Raw genomic sequence first — 25,911 nt, 5'->3', positions numbered from 1 at the left:
CAGGAGCGCCATATCTCGGCGGCATCCGGAGACGCGACATGACCCATCCCTTCGGCATTCTCGTTCTGACCCCCGCCGGGACCGGCGATCCGTCACTGGCCATCGCGGCGCAGCGCGCGGGCCGCATCGGGGTCTTCAATGCCGAACTGCCGCTGGCCGAGGGCGCGCTCGAGGCCGGGCTCGACCGGCTGGCCGAGGCGGCGCCCGGGGGATGGGGCCTGCAGATCACCGACCTCGACGCGGCGACGCGGCTTGCCGGGCTCTACAAGGCGCGCGGGCTGGGGCTGGTGATCCTGCCCGCCGAGGCGGCGCTGGCGGCGCCCGAGCCGCTGGGCGCCCTGCGCGCGGCGGGGCTCACGGTCCTGCTGGAAGCCATCGCCTGGGACGACCGGCTTGCCGGTCCGGCGGCGGCCCAGGGCGTCGTCCTCAAGGGCCACGAGGCCGGCGGACGGGTCGGCGAGGCGACCACATTCATCCTGCTGCAACAGGCCCGCGCGGCGGGGGCCGCGACGGTCTATGCCCGCGGCGGCATCGGGCTGCATTCGGCCGGCGCGGTGCGCGCCGGGGGCGCGGCGGGCGTGGTGCTCGACGATCAATGCCTGATGCTGCGCGAATGCGCGCTGGGCGAGGCGCTGGCCCCGGTGCTGGCGCGGATGACCGGCGGCGAGACCGCGCTGATCGAGGGCCGCGCGGGCATCCGCTGGCGCGGCGTCGAGGCGCCGGGCCGCCAGGCCGCCGCCGGGCTGCGCGCGGCGCTGGCCGCTGCGGAAAGCGCCGGGGCTGAGGCGACCCGCGCCGAAGTGGCCTTCGGCTGGGACCTCGCCGCGGGCCAGCTCGCGCCCATGGGCCAGGCCGCGGCCTTCGCGCCGGACCTCGCACAGCGCTACGGCGGGCTCGGACGGCTCTGCGCGGCGCTCGACCGGCTTTCCGCCGAAGCGGTGGCCCGCGCCGCCGATACCGACATTCTTGGCGCAGGCACACCGCTGGCCGCCGACCATGGCACCGAGTTTCCCATCGTCCAGGGGCCGATGACGCGGGTCTCGGACACCGCGCCTTTCGCGCAATCCGTGGCCGAGGGCGGCGCCCTGCCGATGGTGGCGCTGGCGCTGATGCGCCCGGCCCAGGCCGATACGCTGCTGGCGGATGTGGCCCAGCGGCTCGCGGGCAAGCCCTGGGGCGTCGGGCTCCTGGGCTTCGCGCCCTCGCAGCTGGTCCAGGAACAGGTGGCGGTGGCCCGAAAACACGGGCCCGCCTTCGCGTTGATCGCGGGCGGGCGTCCCGACCAGGCCATCGCGCTCGAGGGCGATGGCATCCCCTCCTACCTGCATGTGCCCTCGCCCCGGCTTCTGTCGATGTTCCTCGAACAGGGCGCGCGGCGGTTCGTCTTCGAGGGCCGCGAATGCGGCGGCCACGTTGGGCCGATGTCCTCGCTGGTGCTCTGGGACAACATGGTCCGCACCCTGCTCGAGGAGGTGCCCGACAAGAAGACCGCCGCCGAGATTTCGGTGCTTTTCGCGGGCGGCATCCATGACGCGGCTTCGGCGGCCATCGTCGGCGCCTTCGCCGCGCCGCTGGCCGCGCGCGGGGTCAAGGTCGGCGTGCTGATCGGCACCGCCTACCTCTTCACCGAAGAGGCCGTGCGCGACGGCGCCATCGCCGAGACCTTCCAGGACACGCTGCTCGCCTGCTCCGAGACGGTGACGCTGGAGACCGGCGCGGGCCATGCCAGCCGTGCCGCGCTCACGCCCTTTGCCGAGGAATTCGCCGCCAAGCGCCGGGCGCTCGAGGCCGCGGGCACCGGTGCCGAGGACATGCGCGAGGAGCTGGAGAGCCTGACGCTCGGCCGGCTGCGCATCGCCTCCAAGGCGACCGAACGCCAGGGCGACGCGCTGCGCGAGGTGCCGGTCGACCGCCAGCAGGCCGAGGGCATGTATATGATCGGCCAGGTCGCCCAGCTCCGGCACGGGCTGACCGACATCCGCAGCCTGCACCGCGGCATCTGCGAGGAGGGCGCCGCCCGCCTGCGCGAGATCGCCGGCACCGCCACCGAGGACCGGGGCCCCGCGCGGCCCAGGACCCCCGAGCCCGCCGATATCGCCATCGTCGGCATGTCGGCGCTTCTGCCGGGCGCGCGTGACCTGCGGGAATACTGGGAGAACCTGCTCGACGGGCGGGCGGCGATCTCGGAGATCCCGGCGCACCGCTGGGACTGGCGCATCTACTTCGACCCCGATCCCAGCGTGCCGGACAAGATCTATTCGCGCTGGGGCGGCTTCCTCGAGGACATGCCCTTCGACCCGATGGCCTATGGCATCCCGCCGCGCGCGGTGAAGTCGCTCGATCCCTTGCAGCTGATGACGCTGGAGGTGGCGCGGCGCTGCCTCGACGACGCAGGCCTGACCGGCGCCGCCGGGATCGAGGGGCCGCGGCTGCGGACCTCGGTGATCCTCGGCGCCTCGGGCGGGGCGGGGGACGTGGGCGCGCAATACGCCGTGCGCTCCGAGATGCCGCGCTTCCTCGGCGGGATCGACCCGGAGGCGGCGGGCTATCTGCCGGAATGGACCGAGGACAGCTTCGCCGGGATCCTGCTCAACGTCGCCGCCGGGCGCACCGCCAACCGGCTCGATTTCGGCGGGGTGAACTACACCGTCGACGCGGCCTGCGCCTCGTCGCTCGCGGCGGTCTACCAGGGCGTGCTCGAGCTTGAGACCGGGCGCTCGGACATGGTGCTGGCCGGGGGCATCGACACCGTGCAGGGCCCCTTCGGCTACCTGTGTTTCTCCAAGACCCGGGCGCTCAGCCCGCGCGGGCGCTGCGCCTCCTTCGAGGCCGGGGCCGACGGCATCGCGATCTCCGAGGGGCTCGCCATGGTGGCGCTGAAGCGGCTCGCCGATGCCGAGCGCGACGGCGACCGCGTCTACGCGGTGATCAAGGGCGTCGGCGGCTCCTCGGACGGCAAGGCCAAGTCGATGACCGCCCCGCATCCCGACGGGCAGATCCGCGCGCTCAGCCGCGCCTACGAGATGGCGGGCTACGGGCCCGAGACGGTGGGCCTTTTCGAGGCGCATGGCACCGGCACCGTGGTCGGCGACACCGCCGAGATGGAGACCGTGACCCGGCTTCTGACCTCGGCCGGGGCGGCGCCGCGCTCGGCGGCGATCGGTTCGGTCAAGACCCAGATCGGCCATACCAAGGCCGCAGCGGGCATCGCGGGCATGATCAAGGCGGCCTTGGCCTGTCACCACGGCGTGCTGCCGCCGCATGGCCGCGAGGGCGCGCCGAACGAGAAGCTCCTGGAGGAAGAGCTGCCGCTCTACCTCGTCGACCGCGCTCGGCCCTGGAACGCGGGCGCGCTGCCGCGCCGGGCCGGGGTCTCGGCCTTCGGCTTCGGCGGCACGAACTTCCACGTCACGCTGGAGGAACACGACGCCAAGCGCGCGATCCCGGCGCTCCGGCCCGCCGCGCGGCGGCGCTGGCCGCATGAGCTTCTGGTCTGGCGCGGCGCCTCGGCGCGCGGCGTGGTCCAGCAGATCCGCGCCCAGCTCGACCGGCTGGGGCAAGGCTGGGCACCGGAGCTGGCCGACCTCGCGCGCAGCCTCTGGGAAGCCGCGCCCGCCTCGGGGCTGACGGCGACGCTGGTGGTCTCGGACCCCGCGACGCTGGCGGCGCGCATGGGCGCGCTGATCGCCGCGCTGGAAGAGGGCGGCAAGCTGCCCCCGGGTGCGAGCTGGTCCGAGGCCCCGCGCCTGGCCTCCGGCGGCAAGCTCGCGCTGATCTTCCCCGGCCAGGGCAGCCAATACCCCGAGATGTTCGCCGATCTCGCGACGCTGCTGCCCGAGCTCTCCGAAAGCCTGGCCGAGGCCGACGCCGCGCTGGGCGAGCCGCTCAGCCGGGCGATCCTGCCCGAGGCCGCCTATGACGCCGAGGCCCGTGCCGCCGCTGCCGCCGCGCTGACCCGCACCGACATGGCGCAGCCCGCGCTGGGCGCGGTCGAGGCCGGGCTCTGGGCGCTGCTCGAGGGGCTGGGACTGCGCGCCGACATGGCCGCCGGGCACAGCTACGGCGAGTTTGTCGCCCTGCATGCCGCCGGCGCGCTGACGCGCGGCGACTTGATCAAGCTGTCGCGGGCCCGCGGCCGCTTCATGGTCGAGGCGGGCGAGGGCGCGGATCTTGGCACCATGGCCGCCGTGCGCGCGCCCCGGGCCCGGATCGAGGCGCTGATCGAGGGCATCGAGGGGCTCTGCGTGGCCAACCACAACGCGCCCGAGCAAAGCATCCTCTCGGGCAGCCGCGCCGCCATCGAGGAGGCCCGCGCCAAGGCAGAGGGGGAGGGCCTGTCGGTCCGGCTCCTGCCGGTGGGCGCGGCCTTCCATTCGCAGATCGTCGCCCCCGCCGAGAAGCGGCTGGCGGGCTTCCTGAACAAGCTGCCGGTCGCCGCGCCGCGCTTCCCGGTCTACGCCAATACCACCGCCGCGCCCTATGACCCCGAACCCAAGGCCGTGCGCCGCACGCTGGCGCGGCAGCTCTCGCGCCCGGTGGAATTCGTGGCCGAGGTCGAGGCCATGCACCGCGACGGTGCCCGGGTCTTCCTGAGCGTCGGGCCCAAGGCCGCCCATGCCGGCATGGTCCGGCAGATCCTGGGCGAGGCCGATCACGCCGCCATCGTTACCGACGACGAGGAGGGCGGCCTGAAGGGTGTCCTCGCGGCGCTGGGGCAGCTTCTGTCCGAAGGCGCGTCGCTCGACCTCGCGCGGCTCTTCCGCGGCCGCGACGCGCGGATCGTGGCGCTGAAGGGCGCGATCGAGCTGCCCGAGGCCCCGGGCCGCAACATCTGGATGCTGAACGGCTCGGGCGCCCGCCCGGCCGACGGCCCGCCGCTGCCGGTGCTGACCCTCGAGGAGATCGAGGCCCGCAAGGCCGCCGCCCCCGCATCCGCCCCCGAGACCCCCGGTGCCGCGCCCCTGACCGGCGTGACGCTTCCGCCCCTCGCGCCCGCTGCCGGCGCGTCCCACGCCCCCGCCAGCATGGCGGGCGCTCCGACTGGCCCCGGAAAGGAGACCATCATGGACCAGAGCCCGCAGGACCTGTCTCGTAGCGAGGCGGTCTATCCTCAGACCTTCGACAGTCCGGCCGAGGCGATCATGGCCGGGTTCCAGTCCACCATGACGCGCTTCCTGGAGATCCAGGAGCGGGTGATGCTCGCGAGCCTCGGGGCCGGTGTCCCGATGCGCAGCGCGCGTCCCGCCCGGCCCATGGCCCGGCCCGTGGCTGCGGCACCCCAGGCGGTGCTGAGCGCCCCGGCCCAGGCCCCGGCGCCCGCGCCGCAGCCCGCGCCCGCTGCCGTCACCGCGCCGGTCGCGCCGCCGCCGGCCCAGCCCTCGGCGCCCGTGCCCCCGGCGCAGCCCGCCGCCGCCTCGGCCCCGCCGGCACCCGCACCTGCGCCGAAGCCCGAGGCACCCGCCGCAAGCGCCGGCCTCGACCGCGAGGGCATCACCGCGCTGCTTCTCGAGATCGTCGAGGACCGCACTGGCTACCCCTCGGACATGCTCGACCTCGAGCAGGGCATCGAGGCCGACCTCGGCATCGACTCGATCAAGCGGCTCGAGATCGTGGGCGCGCTGGTCAAGGCGCTGCCCGCGCCGCAATCCGCGGCGGCCGCGCCGATCGGCGAGACGCTGAACGCCCAGAAGACGCTGGGCGCCATCGTCGAGACGCTGACCGCGCATCTCGAAAAGGAAGGGGCGCCGGTCCCTTTTGATCCCGCCGGGGCGGAGAATGCGGAGCGCGCGGATGCGCCCCGACCGCCCCGGTTCGTCATCACCGCCGAGGCCCAGCCGGGCCCGGCGACGGCCCCCCTGCCGAAGGGGCTCTACCTGCTGACCCGCGATGCGGGCGGCGTGGCCGAGGCGCTGGCCGCCCGGATCGAGGCGGCGGGGGCCAAGGCGCGGCTGCTGACCGCCGAGGAGGCCGCCGCGCCCGAGGCGCTCGAGGGGGCCCCCGCGGGCCTCGTGCATCTCGCGCCGCTCGACGCCGCGCCGCTCGTGCTCGAGGCCGGGCGCGACGCCTGGCGCGACGCGCTCGCGCGCTCCGAGAAAAGCGCCTACCGGCTGGTCCGGGCTCATGCGGAAGGGCTGAAGCAGGGCCGGGTGGTCTTCGCCTCGGCGCTGGGCGGCGACTTCGGGCGCAGTGGGGCCCGGGGGCTGATGCTCGCGGGCGGGGCCACCGGCCTGGCCAAGTCGCTGCGCGAGGAATGGCCCGATGCGCGCACCCGGGCGGTGGACTTCGACCCCGCGCTCGCGCCCGATGAGATGGCCGCGCGGCTCTTCGACGAGCTCTCCGCCCCCGAGGGCCGGATCGAGGTCGGCTACCCCGAGGGGCAGCGCCACGTCTTCCGCAGCCGCCCCGAGGAGGTCGCCGACCGTCCCGCCCGCGACCTGCCGCCCGGCGCGCTGATCCTCGCCACCGGCGGCGCGCGGGGCATCACCGCCGAGGTGCTGCGCCCCTTCGCCCGCGCCGGTGCCCGGCTGGTGCTGATCGGCCGCTCCGAGCCGCCGGGGCGCGAGGCGCCCGAACTGGCGGCGCTGGCCGATGCCGGGGCGCTGCGCCGCCACCTCGCCGGCGCGGCCAAGGCCCGGGGTGAGAAACCCACACCCGCCGCCATCGACCGCGCCATCTCGGTGATCCAGCGCGACCGCGAGATCCGCGCCAACCTCGCCGATCTCGCAGCGCTTGGGGCCGCCTCCGTCGACTACCGCGCCTGCGACATGGCCGATCCCGCCGCCGTCGCGGCGCTCCTGGCCGAGCTCGGCCCGGTCCACGGCGTGCTGCACGGCGCCGGCGTGATCGAGGACCGCCGCATCGAGGACAAGACGCCCGAAAGCTGGGACCGCGTGGTCGAAACCAAGGTCATGGGCGCGCTGGCGCTGGCCGCCGGGCTCGACGCCGCGCCGCCGGCCTTCTGCGCGCTGTTTGCCTCGGTCGCCGGGCGCTACGGCAACTCCGGGCAGACCGATTACGCCACCGCCAACGAGCTTCTGAACCGCATCGCCGCGGCGCTGTCGGCGCGCTGGCCGGACTGCCGGGCGCTGGCGGTGAACTGGGGCCCCTGGGATGCCACGAAGTTCGGCGCGGGCATGGTCTCGGAGGCCGTGCGCGCCAAGTTCGAGGCCCAGGGCGTGACGCTGGTGCCTTCCGAGGGCGGCGCCGCGGCCTTTTACGACGAGATCCTGCGCGCCCCCGAGGGTGTCTCCGAGGTGACCTTGGGCGCCGGCCCCTGGGAGCGGCACGAGACCGACCGCGCGGGCGGCGAGCCCGCGCCCCCCGCCGCGACGCCGACACCCCAGCGCGCCGCGCGCGACAGTGCCTTCCCGCTTCTGCCCGATCCCCGGCCCGCGCCCGCGCCGCGCGGCGGCACCGCCATCGCCCGGCGCTTCGCGCTGGCCCAGGACCCCTGGATCGGCGCGCATCGCATCGGCGGCACGCCGGTCGTGCCGCTGGCCTGCGCCGCCGAGACCTGCGCCGAGGCCGCCCGCGCGATCTGGCCCGACTGGCGGGTGGCGGGGCTCTCGGACCTGCGCGTGCTCTCGGGGCTGAAGCTCGACGAGGATGCCGACCGCGAGGTGCTGCTGGTCGGAACCTCGGCGGAACACGGCGATCCCACGGGCTTTGCCGCCCGGGTCGACATGAAGGCCGCCGAGGCCCCGCATCGCGGGTATTACCGCGCCTCAGCGATCCTGCGCCCGACGAAAGGCGCCGCCCCGCTCGAGGGCGCCGAGGAGCTGGCCCATGACCTCTTGATGACCCGCGCCGGGTCCGCGGGGCTGACCGCCCGGGGCGCCTACCGCGAGATGCTGTTCCACGGCTCCGAATACCAGCGGGTGAAAGAGATCCTCGGGCTCGACACCGGCGGCGTGACCGCCCGCGTCGCCCCGAGCCCGCCGGGCAGCTTCGGCCCGGGCACCGGCTGGCTGGTCGATCCGGGGCTTCTCGACGCCGTGGCGCAGCTGGCCTGGGTCTGGTCCATGGTCACCCGCAAGGCGCCCGCGCTGCCCAATGCCATCGCGCGGCTGGTGCCGATCGGCGCCGGGCGCCCGGCCCGGATGGTGCTGCGGATGCGCCCGGAGGCGCAGGCGCCGCAGGTGCTTTTCGACGCGGTGGTGACCGATGAGGACGACCAGCCGGTCTTCCTGGCCGAGGGCTTCGAATGCACCTCTGACGCGGGCCTCGCGCGCTTTGCGGGCTTCAAGGGCGAGATCCTCTCGGATGTGGTCGGCGACCGGCGCGCCGAGGCCGCCGAATGACGCGGCCCGCCAAGGGGCAGGGCGACATCGCCATCGTCGGCATGGCCGGCATGTTCCCGGGCGCCGGGGACATCCACCGCTACTGGGCCAATATCTGCGCCAAGCTGGATTTCGTCGGCGACCCGCCCCCCGACTGGGAGGCGGCGCGCTACCTCGGGGCCGAGGGCCCCTCGAAGATCCCCACCGCGCGCGGCGGCTACCTGGGCGAGGCCTTCGCCGCCGATCCCGTCGACCTCGGGGTCATGCCCTCTTCGGTGGACGGCAGCGAGCCCGACCAGTTCGTCGCCCTGCGCATCGCCCAGGCGGCGCTCGAGGACGCGCGGCAGGGGCAGATCAACGCCGAGCGCACCGGGGTCATCGTCGGCCATTCGACCTATCTGCACCGCGGCAACGCGGCTGTGGTGCAGCACGGGGTGGTGCTTGACCAGACCCGCGAGCTGCTGGGCCAGCTCATGCCCTGGGCCGATCCCGCGACACTCGACCGGGTGCGCGCCGAGATGGCCCGCCGCCTGCCGCCCTTCAACGCCGACATCGCGCCGGGGCTTGTGCCCAACGTGCTTTCGGGGCGGATCGCCAACCGGCTGAACCTGAACGGGCCGAACTATATCCTGGATGCGGCCTGTTCCTCGTCGATCCTGGCGGTCAACGCCGCGATGATCGAGCTGCGCGCCGGACGGTCGGACATGATGATCGCCGGCGGGGTCAACGCCTCGATCCCGGCCGAGGTCTACATGGTCTTCAACCAGCTCGGCGCGCTGTCGGGTGCGGGCCATGTCCGCCCCTTTGCCGAGGGCGGGGACGGCACACTTCTGGGCGAGGGGCTGGGCCTGCTGGTCCTGAAGCGCCGCGCCGAGGCCGAGGCGGCGGGCGACCGGATCTACGCGATCCTCAAGGGCGCCGGCCAGTCGAGCGACGGCAAGGGCTCGGGCCTTCTCGCGCCCCGGCTCGAGGGCGAGCGCCTGGCCATCGAACGCGCGATCGCGGATGCGGGCAGCGCCGAGACGCCGCCCGGCCTGATCGAGGCGCATGGCACCGGCATCCCGCTGGGCGACCGCACCGAGATCGGCGCGCTCTCGCATGTGCTGGGCGCAAGGGCGCCCTCGGGGTTGCCGACCACGGCCATCGGCTCGGTGAAGTCGATGATCGGCCATTGCATCCCCGCCGCCGGGGCGGCCGGCCTGATCAAGACGGCGCTGGCGCTTTATCACAAGACCCTGCCGCCGACCCTGGGCGACAAGGTGCGCGCGGGCATCGGCATCGAGGAGACGCCGATCTACGTCAACACCGAGACCCGTCCCTGGATCGCGCCGCCGGGCGCGCCACGCCGCGCCGCGGTCAATGCCTTCGGCTTCGGCGGGGTCAATTCCCACGCGGTCCTCGAGGAGGCCGAGCCCGAAGAGGCACCCTTGCGCGCCTTCGGGGCGACGCCCGCCAACTGGGCGCGCGAGCTGGTGGTGCTGGCCGCCCCGGATCTGCCCGCGCTGGCGGCCGCCGCCCGGCACCTGGCGGAGCGGGTGAGCCTGCGCGACGATGCCTCGCTGGCGCAGATCGCGGCCTATGCAGCCGCGCAGGCCGGGCAGGCCGGAGAGGGCCCCTGCCGGCTCGCGGTGATCGCCGAAAGCCGCGCCGATCTTCTGGAGAAGCTCGCCAAGGCCGCCGAACGCTTCGAGGCCGGCAAGGGCAGCTTCCGCATCAAGTCCGGGGTGATTGCCTCCGACGCGCCGCTCGGGGGCCGCATGGCTTTCGTCTTCCCCGGCGAGGGCGCGCAATACCAGGGCATGCTGGGCGAGGTGCTGACCGCCTTCCCCGAGGCCCGCGCCTGGTTCGACTTCTGGGACGGGCTGTTCCCTTCGCGCGAGACGCCGCCTTCGGCCTCGGTCTTCCCGCCGCCGACGACGCTCTCGGACAAGCTCAGGACGCGTCTGGCCGACAAGCTCTTCGGGCTGGAGTTCGGCTCCGAAAGCGTCTTCATCGCCGCCCAGGCGCTGATGGCGGTGACCGGGCGGCTGGGGCTGTCGCCGGACCTCGTGGTCGGCCATTCCTCGGGCGAGCATTCGGCGCTGGCCGCCGCCGGGGTCTTCGGTGCGACCGCCAGCACGGAGGACCGCGCGACATTCGCCGGGCGCATCCGCTCTCTGAACCGGCTCTACCAGGAGATCGAGGCCGCGGGCGGGCCGGGGCAGGGGGCGCTTCTGACCGTCGGCGGCGTGCCGCGCGCGCGGCTCCTGGCGCTGACCGAGGCCGACCCCGAGGTGCATCTGGCGCTCGACAACTGCGAACACCAGGCGGTGCTTTTCGGCAGCCGCGCCCGGATGGAGGCCGTGGCCGAGGAGCTGCGCCCCGAGGGCGGCATGACCGCCTTTTTGCCCTTCGACCGGCCTTATCACACGCCGCTTTTCGCGGAGATCGCCGAGAAGGTGGCCGGGGTCTACGCCGAGATGGACTTCGCCCCGCCGCGCCTGCCGGTCTATTCCTGCGCCAGCGCCGCGCCGATGCCCGAGGACCCCGACGCGATCCGCGCCGCGGCGGCCGGGCAATGGGCCGCGCGGGTGCGCTTCACCGAGACGGTCGAGGCGCTCTACGCCGACGGCGTGCGGCTTTTCGTGGAGATCGGGCCCTCGTCCAACCTCACCGGCTTCATCGAGGACACGCTGAAGGGCCGCGAGGCGCAGGCCGTGGCGCTCGACAGCCGCCGGCGCGGCGGGCTAGGCCACCTCCTGCAGGCTTTGGGCCGGATCTGGTGCGCCGGACGGGCGCTGGACGCGGGCGCGATGTTTGCCGGGCGCGACCTAGCGCCGCTCGACCTCTCCGAGGACCCGCCGAAGCGCCGCCCCCGGGTGATCGACAACACGCTGGCCGTGGTGCGCCTGCCCGAGGAGGTCGCGGGCGAGATCGCCGCCGCGCTCGGCCAGGACGCCGCCGCCGCGCTGGGCGCCGAGGGTTTGGCGCCGATGCCGGGCGGTGTCCCCGCGGATGGGCCCTTCCAGACCGCCCCGCCGGGCGGCGCACCGGGGATGGGGGCTTTCCCGAACGCGCCGCCGGGTGTCACCCCCGCGGATGGCCCTTTCCAGACCGCCCCGCCGGGCCCCGAGGACGGCGCGACGCCAACAGCCGCATTCAACGGCGCGCTCGCCCCGCCCCCGCCCGCAGGCCAGGCCGCCGAGGCCCTTCTCGCCGGTCATTTCAACGTCATGCAGCGCTTCCTCGAAACCGCGGGCTCGGTGACCGAGGCCGCCGTCGCCGCCCGCCCCGCGCCGGAGGCGCTGACCGAGGAGCCCGCCGATTGGGTGCCGCCGCTCCTGCACGAGGTCGACTGCGACGGCGCGCATCTGCGCGCCACCAGCGCCTTCGACCCCAAGGCCGATCCTTTCCTCGCCCAGCACACCTTCTACGCCGATCACGTCTCGGACAGCGCGCCCGAGTTGCAAAGCCTGCCGGTCCTGCCGCTGGCGGTCAGCCTCGAGATGGTGCTCGAGGCCGCCGCCGTGCTGACCGGCCAGGTCGCCACAAGGCTCGAGAACGTCCGCGCCCGCGACTGGGTGGCCTTCGACGAGGGGCTGGCGGTGTTGACCACCGAAGCCGACCTGCTGGGCGACCGCGTGGCGGTGCGGCTCCTGAAAGGCACGGCGCTCCTTTTCGAGGCCGAGGCGGTCCTGTCCCCCGCCGATCTGCCGGTCCCGCTGCCGGACCTCGCCGAGCCTCATGCGCCGGTCTGGACCGACGAGGCGCTCTACACCACGGGCATGTTCCACGGCCCGCTCTTCCAGGGTGTCGCGAGCCTGACCGCCTGGGATGCGGGCGGGCTCGACGCCGAGCTTGGTGACATGCCGCTCGATGCCTTCTTCGCCTATGACGAGGCGCCCGAGGGCCTCCTGATCAACCCCGCGCTTCTGGACCAGGTGGGCCATGTGACCGCCTTCTGGATCGCCCAGGGCTGGGGCACGGATTTCAGCTCCTTCCCTTCGGGCATTGCCCGGATCGATCTGCCCGACGCCCGCCGCGAGGCCACCCGCGGGGCGCTGGTGCGCGGCCGGCTCGGCTTCCGCGACGAGGCCGACCGCCCGGTCGGCACGCCCGAGGCGGCGCGCTTCCTCGAAGGGGATTTCGACGTTCTGGCGCCCGACGGTGCGCGACTGATCTCGGTGCGGGGCTGGCGCGACCGGTTCTTCGAGGTGCCGCACCGCTTCTACGAGGCCCGCTACCGCCCGCGCGAGGCCTGGTATGGCCAGGAGGCGACGGGGCTGTTCCCCGACCTGCCCGAGGGGCTCCGCCTCTGGTCGGTGCCCGCTTTCCCGCGCGGCTTTCTCGAGGATGCCGGCGGGATCTGGGCCCGGGTGCTCGCCGCCACGGTCCTTTCCGAGGAGGAGCGCGCGCAATTCGCCGGGCTGACCGGCAAGCGCCGCCGCGACTGGCTGATGGGGCGCATCGCGCTCAAGGAGGCCGCGCGCGGCTGGTTCGCCGCCGAACAGGGGGTGCTTCTGCTGCCGGCGGATATTCCCGTGGTCTCGGACGCCCAGGGGCGGCCCCGGATCGCGCCCGACCGGCCCTCCACGCTGGGCATCACCGGGCCCATGCCCGAGGTCAGCCTGGCCCATGCGGGCGGCGCGGCGCTGGCCGCCGTCGGGCCCGCGGGCCTGCCGCTCGGGGTCGACCTGGAAACGCCCCAGGGCCTGGCGCCCGAGCTTCTGGCCGAGGGCGCCTTCGCCCCGGGCGAGCTGGCGCTTCTGGGCGTCAGCGATCCCGCGCAGCCCGAGGCGGCGCCGCGGCTCCTGTCGGGCTGGTGCGCCAAGGAGTCCGCGGCGAAACTCCTGGGCGAAGGGCTGACCGGACGGCCGCGGGCCTTTGTGTTGACCGCCTGCGACGCGCCGGGCGGCCGGGCCGAGATCCGCACGCCCGACGGCAGCGCGGTCGCCGTGCGGCTGGCGCAGAGCGGCGGGCTGGTCATGGCGCTGGCGCTGAGCGTCCGTTCGGGCGCCGATGCGGGCTCGGCCGCGTGAGCTCTGAGCGACGGCGCGGGCCGGGCGGCACGGCGGCGCCCCCGCCCGCACCGGCAAGCCTGCGCCACCCGGCTCCCCCGGGCCCCGCCGCATTGGACAGCCTCATGGGGCCTTGCTACTCTTTTTCCACCGCCCGGGCGCGTCCCGTGGCGCTTCTCTTCCACTGCAGCCCAGTTTGAAGAAGGGACTGACGATGATTTCCTTGGTTAGCAGAACTCTTGCCTCGGGCGCGCTGCTCATGGCGCTTCTGGCCACCTCCGCCACCGCGCAGGACGGGCCGATCCGCGAGGCGATCCGCGACCGTATCGCCGAGCGCCGGGCCGAGCGGCAGGCGGGCGGCAGTCCCAGCGCCAGCGGGCTCGAGCTGATCACCATCCAGCACCAGGGGAGCCAGCGGTCCTATTACATCGACCCTGCGACCGTCTCCGCGGGCCGGGGCGTGGTCATGGTCTTCCACGGCGGCGAGGGCGACGGGCGGAACGCCCAGGAGTCGGCGCTGCTTTCGCGCTTCGCCGGCAGCTACGGCTTCGCGGCGGTCTATCCCAACTCCCCGGGCCAGCAGTGGAACGACGGCCGCGCCACCACCCGGTCGAGCTTCGACGACGTGGGCTACACCCGCGCGGTGGCCGCCGACCTGCGTGCACGCTTCGGGCTCGACACCGGGCGGATGTTCGCCGCGGGCGTCTCGAACGGCGGCATGTTCACCCAGCGGCTCGCCTGCGAGGCGCCGGATCTCTTCCGGGGCTACGGCGTCGTGGTCGCCAATATGCCCGCCGATCTTGCCTCGCGCTGCGCACCGGGACAGGCCCAGCCGATGATCTTCTTCCAGGCCACCGACGACCGGCTGATGCCCTGGCAGGGCGGCGAGATCGCCAATATCGCCATCCTCGGGATCGGCACCGGCGGGCGGGTGCTTTCGGCCATCGAGACCCAGGAGTTCTGGATCCGCGTCAACAATTGCGGCGGCGGCTCGGGCGGTTCGGTGCGCGATGACGCCAATGACGGCACCAAGGCGCAACTCATCACCTACAATTGCGCGGGCGGCGCGGCGCTGCGGTTCTGGGTGCTCGAAGGGGCAGGCCACAATTGGCCCGGCGGCACCCGCGGCGGTGGCCGGATCGCGGGCAACATCAGCCGCGAGGTGGCGGCGACCGACGCCATGCTCTCCTTCTTCGCGCGCTACGGTCTATGAGCGGCGAGAGCCGGCCGCGGCCGATCCTGGTCGCGGCCTCTCCGGGCAGCGGCCACGGCACGCTGGCGGCGGCGCTCGGGCGCAACAGCCAAGCCTTCGACCTGCCGGTCCTGAACCTCGAGACCGAGAAGACCGTCTACGACTTGGTCTTCGAGATGACCGGCCCGCGCATGGTGCAGCTGAGCGGCACCCTGCGGGCGCTGGCGCTGCTTCTGTCGGGCGAACAGAGCCTGCAGTCGGTCGAGATGGCGCGGCGCTGGCTCCTGGAGCGGATGCATTGGCCGACCGCGCGGCTGGCCGATTGGTTCGCCGAGCGGCTCGCGCCGCGCCGGCTGGTCCTGCCGCTGGGCGCCGGGCTCTTCAGCGAGATCGCGCGGGATCGGATCGCGGCGCTTTACCCGGGCGCCGACATCGTGACCCTGCGCCGTCACCCCGGCGCCCAGGCACGGGTGGTCATGGCCCAGGCCGGCGGCGCGGCGGCGACCTTGCTGGGCGCCTCGGGCGGGGCCGCGGGCCAGCCGCGCCAGCCCGATCCCATCGGGCTCTGGCTCAAGGCCGAGGAGGCCATCGACGCGCTGGCGGGCGCGATGCCCGGCAGCCGGGTCGCTCCGGTGCGGCTCGAGGATCTGATCGCGTCCCCCGGGACCGAGCTGGCGCGCCTGGCCGAGGTTCTGGACCTGGCCGCCGAGCCCGCCGACCTCGCTGCCATGGCGCAGCCCGAGCTGTCGCCCTTCGCGGGCCCCGGCCCCTACGGCGCGAGCCTCGCCGAGCCCATCGCGCCCCTGGGTGAGCTGACCCGCGCCGAGGACGGCCCGCGCTACGCGCTACCGAAGAAGGCGCGGGAGTATGGGTATTCGTGAGGGGGTGAGGTCAAATGCGCGCAGGCCGGTCTCATAGGTGAGGTGCGGGCGGGCAGGGCTGTCCGCAAGCCATGCGGCAACGCGAGCCTAGGCCGTCTCGGGTCAGCAGGGATGCCGCCGCTGCCGGACCTCCAGCCGCGGCCGCATCCCCGAAACCACCCCTAGCTGCCCAGCAACACCTCGAACCCGTTCTTGTCGGCATTCAGCGCGGGGGTTACCGCCCCGGATTTCCGGCTCAGGATGCGCAGGAGCTTCGGGTGCACGCTGGTGCCCAGGAACAGGCCCGCCGGCGTCGATTGCATCGATCTCAGGCCGGTCGCCGAGACCCGCCCCAGCGCGGCGTCGATCACCTTTTCCCAGTCGCCTCCGTTGCGCGACCTCCAGAGCTGGTACCCCCCCGTCAGCGGCGATCCGTCACCGTGCAACGCCGTGTCGAAGGGCTCCCATTGCTGGGTGCCGACATAGAGCGCGTCTTCGTGCACCGTCATTGACCACATGACCGAGTTGTAGGGATCGTCGAAGCCCGGCCCCATGGCGCTGAGCGGCACCTTGAGCCCGTCGGGCGTGCAGCGCAGGTCCCCGACCAAGAGATCCCAGGACCCGTCCGGCTTCACGCGGATCAGCTCGGCAGTGGCGGGGCCCACGTCATGCGCCTTGTCGTAGCCCAGCCCGGAGATGCCCGAGCCCACGTACATATCGCCGTCGAAGGCGCAGAGCGTGGCAACCGAGAAGTTGTGGTTGAACCGATAGGCGCCGTCCGTCAGCACCCGCTCCCATTTGTGCAGCCCTTTGCCTTTGCCGTCGGTGCGCCACAGCTGGAAGCCGCGCGTCCAGGAGGCGGTGCCCGCGTAGAGGTAGCCATGCGCGACACCCAGCGCGAAGACCGAGCGGTTGACCGGATCGCCAAAGGCAGGTTCGCAGACCGGCGCCCAGCTTTCGGCGCCCTTGGCGGGGTCGTCGGAGACATAGACCATGGCTTCCGGGGCGAAGTTCGGGTCGGCCTTGTCGCGCGTGGCGGTTCCGGCGGGCGCGGTGTAGAGCCGCCCCTTGAACTCGACCAGACCGCGGAAGGACAGGATGCTGTCGTCGTGCCGTCCGGTCCCCAACACGGGCTCAAAGCTCACCCCGTCTTCGGACCGCAGGATGCCACCGCCGAAAAGCGACATGGTGCCCGCGTAGAGACAGGGATGCGGGTCGCTCTTGCCCTTGAAGATCTGCAGCGCGCGAATGCCGTATTCTCGCGCCAATCCGGTGGGATGGGTGACGCCGGTTAGCCCGGCCAGATCCTTGCCCCCAAGAGTTTCGTTCTGCGCGTCGAGCCGGGCCAGGATCTCCTCGTTGGTCTCGATCACGGGGGCGCTGTGGGCGGTCTCCCAGCTCTCGGACTTCGGATCGAACCGCAGGATGCGGCCCGCGTCTGTCGGGCTGGCGCCGCGCGGAGCGGTGGTGCCGAGGTAGAGGTGATCCTGAAACCAGGCCATGGCGTGGGCCAGCGTGCTGCCCTCGTGGCCTAGCCCGCCTTGCGCGACGGATACGAATTGCAGGTCTGTATCGCCGTCCATGTGCTTATCCATATCCAAACTGGCGCGCGAGCCTGATTGTCTCCGGCGCCAGCGCGCCACCATCGTCGCGCCAGGGCAGGTGGCTGTCGAGCGAGGGCTCGGCGATATTCTGCAGCCGCGACATGTCGAGCACCGGGTTTTTCAGGAAATTCGGGTCGTTGCCGTAAAGCGCCGAAGGTGGCCCGATCGAGGCATAGGGTGAGTTTTCCGGGTGCATCATCGCCTCGAGCGCATCGGGCTCGGTGGACAGCCCCAGCCATTCGCAGATTTGCGCGAGGTATTTCGGCGGGTCGCTGAGGATCATCTCGGCCTTGACCCGCAGGCACTGGCCCGGGGGAAGCGTGGCGGTGAAGCGCGTGATGTTGTCCTGCGCGCGCCGCCAGGTGTTCTCGGGATCGAGGTTGATGCGCGCCCGGCGCTTGGGCTTGTTGGCATCCGCGAAGCTGTTGCGCAGCGCCATCGCGGACTTGCAGGTGGTGATCGGGTGGCGCGTCAGATGCAGGAAGGAGGCATTCGGAAAGACCTGCAAAAGCCGTGCCATGTTGTCGTAATTGGTAACGGTTCGAGGGCTCTTATCGAACAGCGCCTTGTCGCCGACCTGGTCCTGGATATGGGCGAAAAGCTCGGCGATGCTCCAATGCGCGCGCTGCATGAGCCACTGCCGGGCGGCGTTGACCGTCTCCTCGGTCTGTTCGCCGTCGTGCAGCTGCGCGAGGAGCCTGAGTAGTCCCGCCAGACCGTATTCCAACGGCCCCTTCAACGTCTGCAGCACCCCGCCGATGGTATCCGCATGCGAGACGCTGATCTCGGGCATGCCGTAGACCTGGGGGTGCTGGCCGATCATGCCGCCGATGAGCGAGGTATAGGACCGCCCGGGCGCGATCAGGAAAATGGGCTCGGGCATGGGCGCTCCGCGATGAATGACACAAACAAACGACCTGTCCCGAAAGGGATAGCCGCCGCTTCATCGCTCTGGCAATTAAAATTGACGCCCCGGCAAGCAGTGGTGCGCGCGCGCCTCAGGGGCGGCCGCGGGTGCCGGTCAGATCCGGGGCGCCGGGGGTGTCGGCACCTTCCGCCTCTGCACCCGAGGCGCTTTCCACCCGGTCCATCAGCGCGCGCTCTTCCTCGAGCAGCGCCAGCACCGAGCGCAGCACCTCGATGCGGTAGTCGAGGTCGCGGCGGCGACCGTCCAGCGCCTCGGCGTCGTCGCTGACCTCGATGGCCAGTTCGGAGAGATCCAGAAAGGCCGGGGTGGAGATGAACTCCTGCACGTGGCGCAGCCGGGTCTGGCGCTCCTGCTGGTCGCGCAACAGGTCCTTCAGGCCCTTGTCGGTGCCGCTGTCGTCCCGCGATTTGGCCGTGTCGGTCATGGCGTGGCGCTGTCCAGGTTGCCCCCGAGCGCTACGAAGTCCTGCGCCCGAAGGCAAGAAGTTGCATTCAAAGAGGGTTGCGCCAAGACCGAGATCCGATTTTAAATTTCAGGGCGTTGCCGCGCAGCATCGGCGGCAGGGGGCAGTATTCGGAGTAAGTTTATTTGTCTGACCGTGTTTTGATGATCGGCCTCGACGGGGCCACTTTCAGCCTGCTCTCTCCTCTGTCCCGGCAAGGCCATCTGCCCTTCCTGACCGGGTTGATCAAATCCGGCACCATCGCCCAGCTGATGTCGACGCGGAACCCGCTGACGCCGCCGGCCTGGACCTCGATGACCACCGGGGTCAGCCCCGAGGCGCATGGCATCTACGACTTCCTGCGCCCGGCCTTCCTCGAAGATGGCGGCGTTTTCCTGAAGATCAACGACCGCCGCGACAATCACGCGGAAACGGTGTTTTCCATCGCCAACCGCGGCGGCAAGCGCGCGACGGTGCTGAACTTCTTCGGTTTCTACCCCGCGCCCGAGCTCGACGGCCACGTGGCCTCGGGCTTCGTGCCCTGGAAGCACCTGCGCGGCGGCATTCACCCACCGGCGCTGTTCGACAGGCTGCGCGCCTCGGAGGATTTCGACTACCGCGACCTCGGCATGGACATCGGCGAGGAGAAGAAGGTGGTCCAGGGCCTCGAGGCCGACGAGCACGAGGAATGGATCGAGCTGCAGAACGTCCGCGACAAGGCCTGGACCGACGTCATGTGCCGGTTGCTGGAAGAGGACCCGACCGACCTCGCGGCCATCGTGCTGGACGGGCCGGACAAGATCCAGCACCTCTTCTGGCGCTACCTCGACCCCGAGTGCCACGCCGGCGAACCGGGAGAACAGACCGAGAAGATCACCCGACTGGTGACCGAGTTCTACGCCCGGATGGACGATAACATCCGCCGCATGGTCGAGGCCGCGGGCCCCGGGACCAACGTGCTGATCACCTCGGACCACGGCTTCGGGCCCACGACCGAGATCGTCTACATCAACCAGTGGCTCGCCGATCGCGGCTACCTGCACTGGCGCGAGGACGGCGCGGGCGACGGGCGGGCGCAGCTCGCCGCCGACAAGCTCAAGGACCACCAGGCGATGATCGACTGGAAGCGCACGGTGGCCTTCTGCCCGACGCCGTCCTCGAACGCGATTTTCATCAAGCCCGACCCGGGCGACGGCTCGGGCATTTCGCCCGACCGCTACATGGAGTTTGCGCTGAAGCTGCGCGAGGAGCTTCTGGCCTGGACCGACGACCAGGGCGAGAAGGTGCTGGCCGGGCTCGACATGAACAAGATGCGCGGCCGCGCCTTCATCGAGCCCTGCCCGGACATCACCCTGAAGCTGCGCGACGGCGGCTTCGTCTCGATCATCTCCTCGGACGCCGTGGTCAAGCCGCGCGCCCTGGCCGACGGCACCCACCGTCCCGAGGGCATCTTCATCGGCGCGGGCCCCGCCTTCCGGCAGGACGAACAGGTCGATCCGCTGAATCTTCTGGACATCGCGCCCCTGATGCTGACGCTACTGGGGCTGCCGGTGCCGAAGAACCTCGAGGGGCGGGTGCCGCAGGAGGCCCTGGTCCCGGGCATCACCGCCACCAAGGCGGGCCAGGCCCGGAGTGCCGCCTCCCAACCCGCCGAGGAGCGCCCGGAACCCAGCGCCGAGGAGCGCGAGGTCCTGCTCCGGCAGATGAAGAAGCTCGGCTACATGGATTGAGGCACGCGCCCGATGACGGCCCTGACGCTTCCCGACGTCAAGCTGAACTACCAGCTTCTCGGTGCGGACCCGGAGGCCGGTCCGGTGCCCCTGGTGATGATCCACGGGCTTGGGGCGAACCTGTCCTTCTGGTTCCTCGGCGCGGTGCGCTACCTTGGCCAGGAGCGGGCGCTGCTCTTGCCGGACCTGCGCGGCCACGGGGCCAGCTCCATGCCGCCCGAGGGCTACCGGCTCGACCGCATGGCCGCCGACATGCTGGCGGTCATGGATGCGGCGGGCATCGGCCAGGCGCATCTGGTGGGCCACAGCCATGGCGCCCGGGTGGCGCTGGTCCTCGCGCAGCGCCATCCCGAGCGCTTCGCCAGCCTGACCGTGGCCGACACCCAGCTGCGCGCGATCCAGCCGCCGATGCGGCTTTGCGACTGGCCGCATTGGCCCGAGTGGCGCGCGCAGCTCGCCGAGCAGGGGGTGACCCGCTTCCCGCCCGAGGAGGCCGAGATCGACTTCACGCTCCTGGCCGAACTGGGCCAGCGCGGCGGCTCGGCGCTGGCCACGGGCGAGTTGCCCGCGCGGGCGGGGCCGGCGCGGCGGCGCGGCATCAACTTGCGTTCGCGGCAGATGGGCGCGCGCGGCGCGCAGCGCTGGCAGGCCCTCCTGGAGACCACCACCGCCCGCGACGAGATGCAGGACGAGACCCAGATCGACGTGCCCGCGCTGCCCGAACTGCCGATGCCGGTGCTTCTGGCCTATGGGGCCAAGTCGCACTGCCTGCCGACCTCGGAATACCTGCTCGATCATCTGCCCGGCGCGCGCCGGGTGGTGGTGCCCGGCGCGGGGCATTTCTTCCCGATCGTGAAGCCGCGAGTCTTCGCCATGGCGCTGCAGGCCTTCATCGGCGGCAGCGACCAGCCCGCCGCGCTGCGCCTGCGCGCCGCTGCCAAGCGCCGCCAGCGGCCGCTGCGCGCCACCATCCGCCGGAGGGGCTGGCGATGAGCGCGCCGGTCGCCGTGCTGACCGGGGCCACCAGCGGCATCGGCCGGGCCCTGGCGCTGGAATACGCCCGGCGCGGGCATCGGATCATCGGGCTCGGCCGCGCCGAGGCGCGGCGGGCGGAACTTCTGTCCGAGCTGGAAGAGATCGCGCCGGGCGCGGGCCACGAGGCGCTGGGCCTCGACGTGGGCGACGCGGACCAGATGGGGCAGCTCGCCGCGCGGCTGACCGAGATCGGGCGGGCCGACCTGCTGGTCTGTTCGGCGGTGGTCGGCCGCGACCCCGAGGCGGGCGCGCCGCCCCGCACCCGCGACCTGCCGCTCGCCGACTGGCAGCGCGCCATCGACGTGAACCTGCACGGGGTCTTCCTGGCCGACCAGGCGGTGCTGCCGCTGATGCGCAAGGCGGGCGAGGGCGACATCCTGCACATCGGCTCTTCCACCACGCCGCAGGGGCTGCGCGGCACGCCGCTCGCCCCGGCCTATTGCGCGACGAAATTCGCCCTCGCCGCCCTGGGCCGCGAGCTGGCCGAGGCGCTCGGCCCCGAGGGCATCCGCGTCCGCACGGTCTTCCCGGGCTCCGTCGACACGCCGCTGATCGCCGATACGCTGCTCGACGGGCCCTTCGGCGGGCGCATGACCCCCGAGGGCTTCGCCCGGGCGCTGGCCGATCTGACCGAGCTTGGGCGCCGCATGGCCTGCCCCGATCCCCATCTTCTGCCGATGCCCCGCCGGGGCCGTCAGCGGCACAAAGCGCGAGGTTCCGCATGAGCATCCCCCTGACCGGCAAATCCGCCATCGTCACCGGCGCCGCGGGCGGCATCGGCGCCGCCGTGGCGCGCCGCCTCGCGGCGGGGGGCGCGCAGGTCCTGCTGGTCGACCGCAACGCCGAGGGGCTCGCCGCGGTGGCCGCGGAGATCGGCGCGGCGGCGCGGGTCTTCCCCGCCGACATCACCTCGGAGGCGGACATGGCGCGCATGGCCGAGCTGGCGCTCGAGCCCACCGGCCGGATCGACATCCTTGTCGCCGCGGCGGGCATCCTGCGGGTCGGCGGCACGCTGAAATCCGTGGCCGACACCAGCTTCGAGGAATGGAAGACCGTCATCGACGTGAACCTGACCGGCACCTTCCTGTCGAACCGCGCGGTCCTGGCGGCCATGCTGGCCCAGAAGGAAGGCGACATCGTCAATATCTCCTCGGTCTCGGGCAAGCAGGGCCGGGCCTTCGACGGGCCCTACGCGAGCTCGAAGTTCGGCATCCTGGGCCTGTCGGAAAGCCTCGCCGAAGAGGTCCAGCGCGAGGGCGTTCGGGTGCAGACTGTGCTGCCCGACGCGGTGGACACCGGGCTCTGGTCGCAGTCGGGCACCGCCGCGCTCAAGCCGCGCGCCATGCTGTCCGCCGATCACGTCGCCGAATACGTCGACTACCTGGTGCGGCTTCCGCGCGAGATGTTCCTGTTCAACTCCGTCGTGGCCCCGGTGCCGCAGCGCCGAAAACGCGGCAAGGGGGCCTGAGCGCGATGACCATGCCGCTGCCCGATCCCTTCCCGAACCGCGGGCTCAACGCCCGGGACTTCACCCGCGTCGGGGTCGGCGGGCTGGGCGACGGGCACAACAACTATGCCCATTCCATGGCCTGGTTCCGCGGGCGGCTCTACCTCGGCACCACCCGGTCGAACCTCTGCATGCTGCGCTTCCAGTCGGCCTTCAAGGCGCTGCCCTTGAAGGTCTGGCCGGTGGAATGCCCCGAGACGCTCGACGGGCTCTACGAGCTCGACCGGCGCTCGCAGATCTGGGCCTATGATCCGCTCACCGACCAATGGGAGATGGTCTTCCGCGCGCCCATGGTCGAGGGGCTCGACGGCCGTCCCGTCCCGCGCGAGATCGGCTACCGCTCGATGGAGGTCTACCAGGGTCCGGGCGATACCGAACCGGCGCTCTACGTTTCGGCCTGGGCGCCGGGGCGGGCGCCGGGCGGGCTGATCCTGCGCTCGACAGACGGGCAGGGGTTCGAGCCGATCACGCCTTACGGCATCACCGATCCGCCCTTCTCGGTGACCCGCAGCCTGACCACCTTCAAGGGGCGGATGCATTTCGCCCCGACCGCGCGGCGCGGCAGCGACGGCGGGCAGCAGAACTCGGCCGGCCTGCCGCTGATCTTCGCCTCCGCCACGCCCGAGGCCGGCGACTGGCAGCCGGTGAACCCGCCGGGCTTCGAGGACGCGGGCAACATGGGGATCTTCAGCCTCGCGGTGGCGGGCGACACGCTCTACGCCGGGACGCTGAACCTCGAGGGGCTGCAGGTCTGGGCGACCGACGGCAGCCCCGCCGACCCCAAGGCCGGGCCCTTCCCCTACCGCTGGCGCAAGGTGATGAGCCATGGCGCCGGGCGCGGGCCGCTGAACCAGGCGGTGGCCAGCATGACCGCCTTCAAGGGGGCGCTCTACGTCGGCACCGGCATCCAGGGCGGCGGGCTCGACCGGGTCAACGGCATCGGCCCCGCCGCGGCCGAGATCCTGCGCATCCATCCCGACGACAGCTGGGAGGTGGTGGTCGGCGACCGCGACGGCGACGGGCGCGCGCCGCTCTCCGGGCTGAAGGCGGGGTTCGGGCATTTCTTCAACGGCTACATCTGGTCGCTCGCCGAACATGACGGCTGGCTCTACTGCGGCACCTACGACTGGGCGGTGACCCTGCGCTGGGCCAAGCTCGACGGGGCGCCGCGGCTGGTGCGCGAGCTGCTGACCCATGTCAGCCCCGAGCGCATCATCGAGAACGACGGCGGCGCCGACATGTGGCGCAGCGCCGACGGCGAGAACTGGCTGCCGGTCACCCGGCGCGGGCTCGGCAATCCCTACAACTGGGGGGTGCGGAACCTGGTCTCCACGCCCGAGGGGCTCTTCGTCGGCACCGCCAATGTCTTCGGCCCGCGCGTGGCGGTGCCGGACGGCACGCCCGAGGGCTGGCGCTACGAGGACAACCCGCTGGGCGGGCTCGAGGTCTGGCGCGGGCAGGGGCCTGCCGTGGACCGGGCGGGATAGGGCCGTGGCGGCGCGCGGCAAAAGGGGCGGCAGCCCCGGCGCTCCGGTCCGGGCCGCGCGCAGCGTCTCCATCAAGACCCGCTGGGGCGCCCGGGCGCTCCTGCTGCCCGAGATGCCGGTCGAGACCGCGCCGACCTGTTCCACGGTGCTGGCGCTGCACGGCGGCAACGGCACCGCCCAGGGCTTCGTGCTGCGCTCGGGCCTGGCCGAGGCGCTGCAGAGCTACGGTCACGACATCGCCTTCCCGCAGGCGCTGCGGCATTGGTCCGACGGCCGCCCCCCGCTCGAGGACCGCTGGCCCGGCGACCGCGGCTTCATCGAGGTGATCCACGCCCGCCAGAAAGAGGCGCTGAACCGCGCCGAGGTGCCGCTCGCGCTGATCGGCGTGTCGAACGGCGGGATGTTTTGCCAAAGGCTCTGCTGCGCGCTCTCCGAGCCGCCGGCGATCGGCGTCGCCGTGGTCTCGGCCCTGCCCGAGGCCCTGGCGCAGAGCGCGCCGCCCGGCCCGCCGGTGCCGATGATGCTGATCCAGGCCACGGATGACCCGCTGATCCCCTGGGAGGGCGGCGAGGTGCCCGACATCGCCGGTTTCTCGGTCGCGGGCCGGCTCCTGGGCGTCGAGGCGACGGTGGACTTCTGGAAGCGCCGCAACCGGATAACGGCCCCGCCCCGGCGCAGCCGCGCCCGGGTCGGACGGCACGACGCGCGGATCAGCTTCTGGGACGGCGGGGCGGCGGGCGCCGATCTCTGGCTCGTGGTGCTGGAAGGGGCGGGGCACCGGCAGCTCGACGGCGACCCCCGGCATTTCCGCACTGGAACGCTGCAGGATCTGATCGCACGCACGGTGATGTGGTATGTCGACCGCGACAGGCTCGCGGCGACGGGGAAGGCTTCAATCTGAACGAGGTGGATTTGATGACGAAAGTGGATACGACCTACGAGTCCTACGCGCAGGACAATCATTACGTCTCGGTGAACCGTCAGCTTGTCTCCGAGGTGGACCTCGGCGCGGTCTCGCGGGTCGCCGACCTGGCCTGCGGCACCGGGCTGCTGTCGCGGATGCTGCTCGAGCGGAAGCCCGGGCTGGCGGTCTGCGGCATCGACCTCGACCCGGTGCAGATCGAGCTGTCGCGCCGCGGCCTCGAAGAGGACGGCGCCCGCTTCCACGAGAGCCTCGAGGAATGGCGCGCCGCCGCCGAGGCCGGGCAGGGCGGGGTGCACCTCCGCGTCGACAGCGCCATGGAGCTGCCCTTCGCCGATGGCGAGATCGACCTCGTGGTGATCGGCAACGCGATCCACATGATGCCCGACCGCCCGGCCTTCCTGGCCGAGGTCGCCCGGGTGCTGCGCCCCGGCGGGCAGTTCGTCTTCAACTCGGTTTTCTACGCCGGCACCTTCGTCGAGGGCACCGAGATGGTCTTCACCGAGATGATGAAAGAGGCGGTGCTGGCGATGAACGAGCTCAATGCCGAGCGCAAGACGCGCGGCGAGCCGCCGGTGCCCCGCAAGCGCGGCACCGTGAAGCGCGCCTTCCAGCAGACCGAATGGGTCTCTGAAGCCGGCTGGGCCGAGGCGGTCGAGGCGCATGGGCTCACGGTGACCATGTCGCGGCAGACACCTGTTGCCATCTCGCAGCGCGGGCTGGAGCTTGTCGGCGGCTATGGTGGACTCGCGGAGGTATTGATGAGTGGATACCCTGTCGACATCGCAAGCGAGTGCATGCAGGCCGGTGTTGCGCGCGCCTTCGCCAACCTGGAGATCTCCGAAGTTCCGCGCAATTGGCTTGAGGTCACGGCGAAGAAGGCCGGCTGAAGAGCCGTTGGGGAAGCGGAACCGGCCCCGTCCCAGGG

General features: G+C 72.5%; 14 protein-coding genes. 11 read left to right on the top strand and 3 right to left on the bottom strand.

Going from position 1 to position 25,911, the window contains the following annotated elements:
- Window positions 1–38 precede the first annotated feature (38 nt).
- The 4 genes from LR948_RS10665 to LR948_RS10650 all read left to right on the top strand — a co-directional run bounded on the left by LR948_RS10665 (window position 39) and on the right by LR948_RS10650 (window position 15,349).
- Window positions 39–8,300 carry a type I polyketide synthase gene (locus tag LR948_RS10665; RefSeq protein ID WP_232754002.1) on the top strand — a complete coding sequence of 2,754 codons (8,262 nt, stop codon included), beginning with the start codon at window positions 39–41 and terminating at the stop codon, window positions 8,298–8,300.
- Window positions 8,297–13,297 (top strand): type I polyketide synthase, encoded by a 5,001-nt coding sequence (locus LR948_RS10660; protein WP_232754001.1) that lies wholly within the window; start codon window positions 8,297–8,299, stop codon window positions 13,295–13,297. Before LR948_RS10665 ends, LR948_RS10660 begins: the two co-directional genes overlap by 4 nt.
- Before the next feature lie 193 nt (window positions 13,298–13,490).
- Window positions 13,491–14,489, top strand: coding sequence for a PHB depolymerase family esterase (locus LR948_RS10655; protein WP_232754000.1), 999 nt, complete (start codon window positions 13,491–13,493; stop codon window positions 14,487–14,489).
- The gene (locus LR948_RS10650) at window positions 14,486–15,349 is read left to right on the top strand and encodes a sulfotransferase (protein ID WP_232753999.1); all 864 of its coding nucleotides are present in this window, start codon (window positions 14,486–14,488) and stop codon (window positions 15,347–15,349) included. Before LR948_RS10655 ends, LR948_RS10650 begins: the two co-directional genes overlap by 4 nt.
- Before the next feature lie 161 nt (window positions 15,350–15,510).
- Here the strand turns inward: LR948_RS10650 and LR948_RS10645 are convergent, their stop codons facing one another.
- The 3 genes from LR948_RS10645 to LR948_RS10635 all read right to left on the bottom strand — a co-directional run bounded on the left by LR948_RS10645 (window position 15,511) and on the right by LR948_RS10635 (window position 18,284).
- Window positions 15,511–16,911, bottom strand: a complete 1,401-nt coding sequence (locus LR948_RS10645) for a hypothetical protein (RefSeq protein ID WP_232753998.1) — start codon at window positions 16,909–16,911, stop codon at window positions 15,511–15,513.
- 4 nt (window positions 16,912–16,915) lie between these two features.
- On the bottom strand, window positions 16,916–17,815 hold the full coding sequence (locus LR948_RS10640) for a sulfotransferase (protein ID WP_232753997.1): 900 nt from the start codon (window positions 17,813–17,815) through the stop codon (window positions 16,916–16,918).
- Window positions 17,816–17,930: 115 nt separating this feature from the next.
- A complete protein-coding gene (locus tag LR948_RS10635; RefSeq protein WP_232753996.1) occupies window positions 17,931–18,284 on the bottom strand; it encodes a hypothetical protein in 354 nt (117 codons plus the stop codon).
- 164 nt (window positions 18,285–18,448) lie between these two features.
- Between LR948_RS10635 and LR948_RS10630 the strand changes: the two genes are divergently transcribed.
- From LR948_RS10630 to LR948_RS10600, 7 genes are read left to right on the top strand one after another with little or no spacing between them, the layout of a single operon-like run.
- On the top strand, window positions 18,449–20,032 hold the full coding sequence (locus LR948_RS10630; protein ID WP_232753995.1) for an alkaline phosphatase family protein: 1,584 nt from the start codon (window positions 18,449–18,451) through the stop codon (window positions 20,030–20,032).
- A 12-nt stretch (window positions 20,033–20,044) separates the two neighbouring features.
- On the top strand, window positions 20,045–21,025 hold the full coding sequence (locus LR948_RS10625) for an alpha/beta fold hydrolase (RefSeq protein ID WP_232753994.1): 981 nt from the start codon (window positions 20,045–20,047) through the stop codon (window positions 21,023–21,025).
- On the top strand, window positions 21,022–21,792 hold the full coding sequence (locus LR948_RS10620; protein ID WP_232753993.1) for an SDR family oxidoreductase: 771 nt from the start codon (window positions 21,022–21,024) through the stop codon (window positions 21,790–21,792). Before LR948_RS10625 ends, LR948_RS10620 begins: the two co-directional genes overlap by 4 nt.
- On the top strand, window positions 21,789–22,535 hold the full coding sequence (locus LR948_RS10615; RefSeq protein WP_232753992.1) for an SDR family oxidoreductase: 747 nt from the start codon (window positions 21,789–21,791) through the stop codon (window positions 22,533–22,535). The genes LR948_RS10620 and LR948_RS10615 overlap by 4 nt, the downstream gene beginning before the upstream one ends.
- 5 nt (window positions 22,536–22,540) lie before the next feature.
- On the top strand, window positions 22,541–24,061 hold the full coding sequence (locus tag LR948_RS10610) for a hypothetical protein (RefSeq protein WP_232753991.1): 1,521 nt from the start codon (window positions 22,541–22,543) through the stop codon (window positions 24,059–24,061).
- Between the two features lie 4 nt (window positions 24,062–24,065).
- Window positions 24,066–24,962: a PHB depolymerase family esterase gene (locus LR948_RS10605; RefSeq protein WP_232753990.1), complete on the top strand. Its 897-nt coding sequence runs from the start codon at window positions 24,066–24,068 to the stop codon at window positions 24,960–24,962.
- Between the two features lie 14 nt (window positions 24,963–24,976).
- A complete protein-coding gene (locus LR948_RS10600; RefSeq protein ID WP_232753989.1) occupies window positions 24,977–25,873 on the top strand; it encodes a class I SAM-dependent methyltransferase in 897 nt (298 codons plus the stop codon).
- The last annotated feature ends 38 nt before the right edge of the window (window positions 25,874–25,911 follow it).

Origin of the sequence: Roseivivax sp. GX 12232 (assembly GCF_021272185.1) — a bacterium.
Taxonomy (GTDB): domain Bacteria; phylum Pseudomonadota; class Alphaproteobacteria; order Rhodobacterales; family Rhodobacteraceae; genus Roseivivax.
Note: the sequence above shows the minus strand (reverse complement) of the source record. Positions and strands in the feature narration are given on the sequence as shown.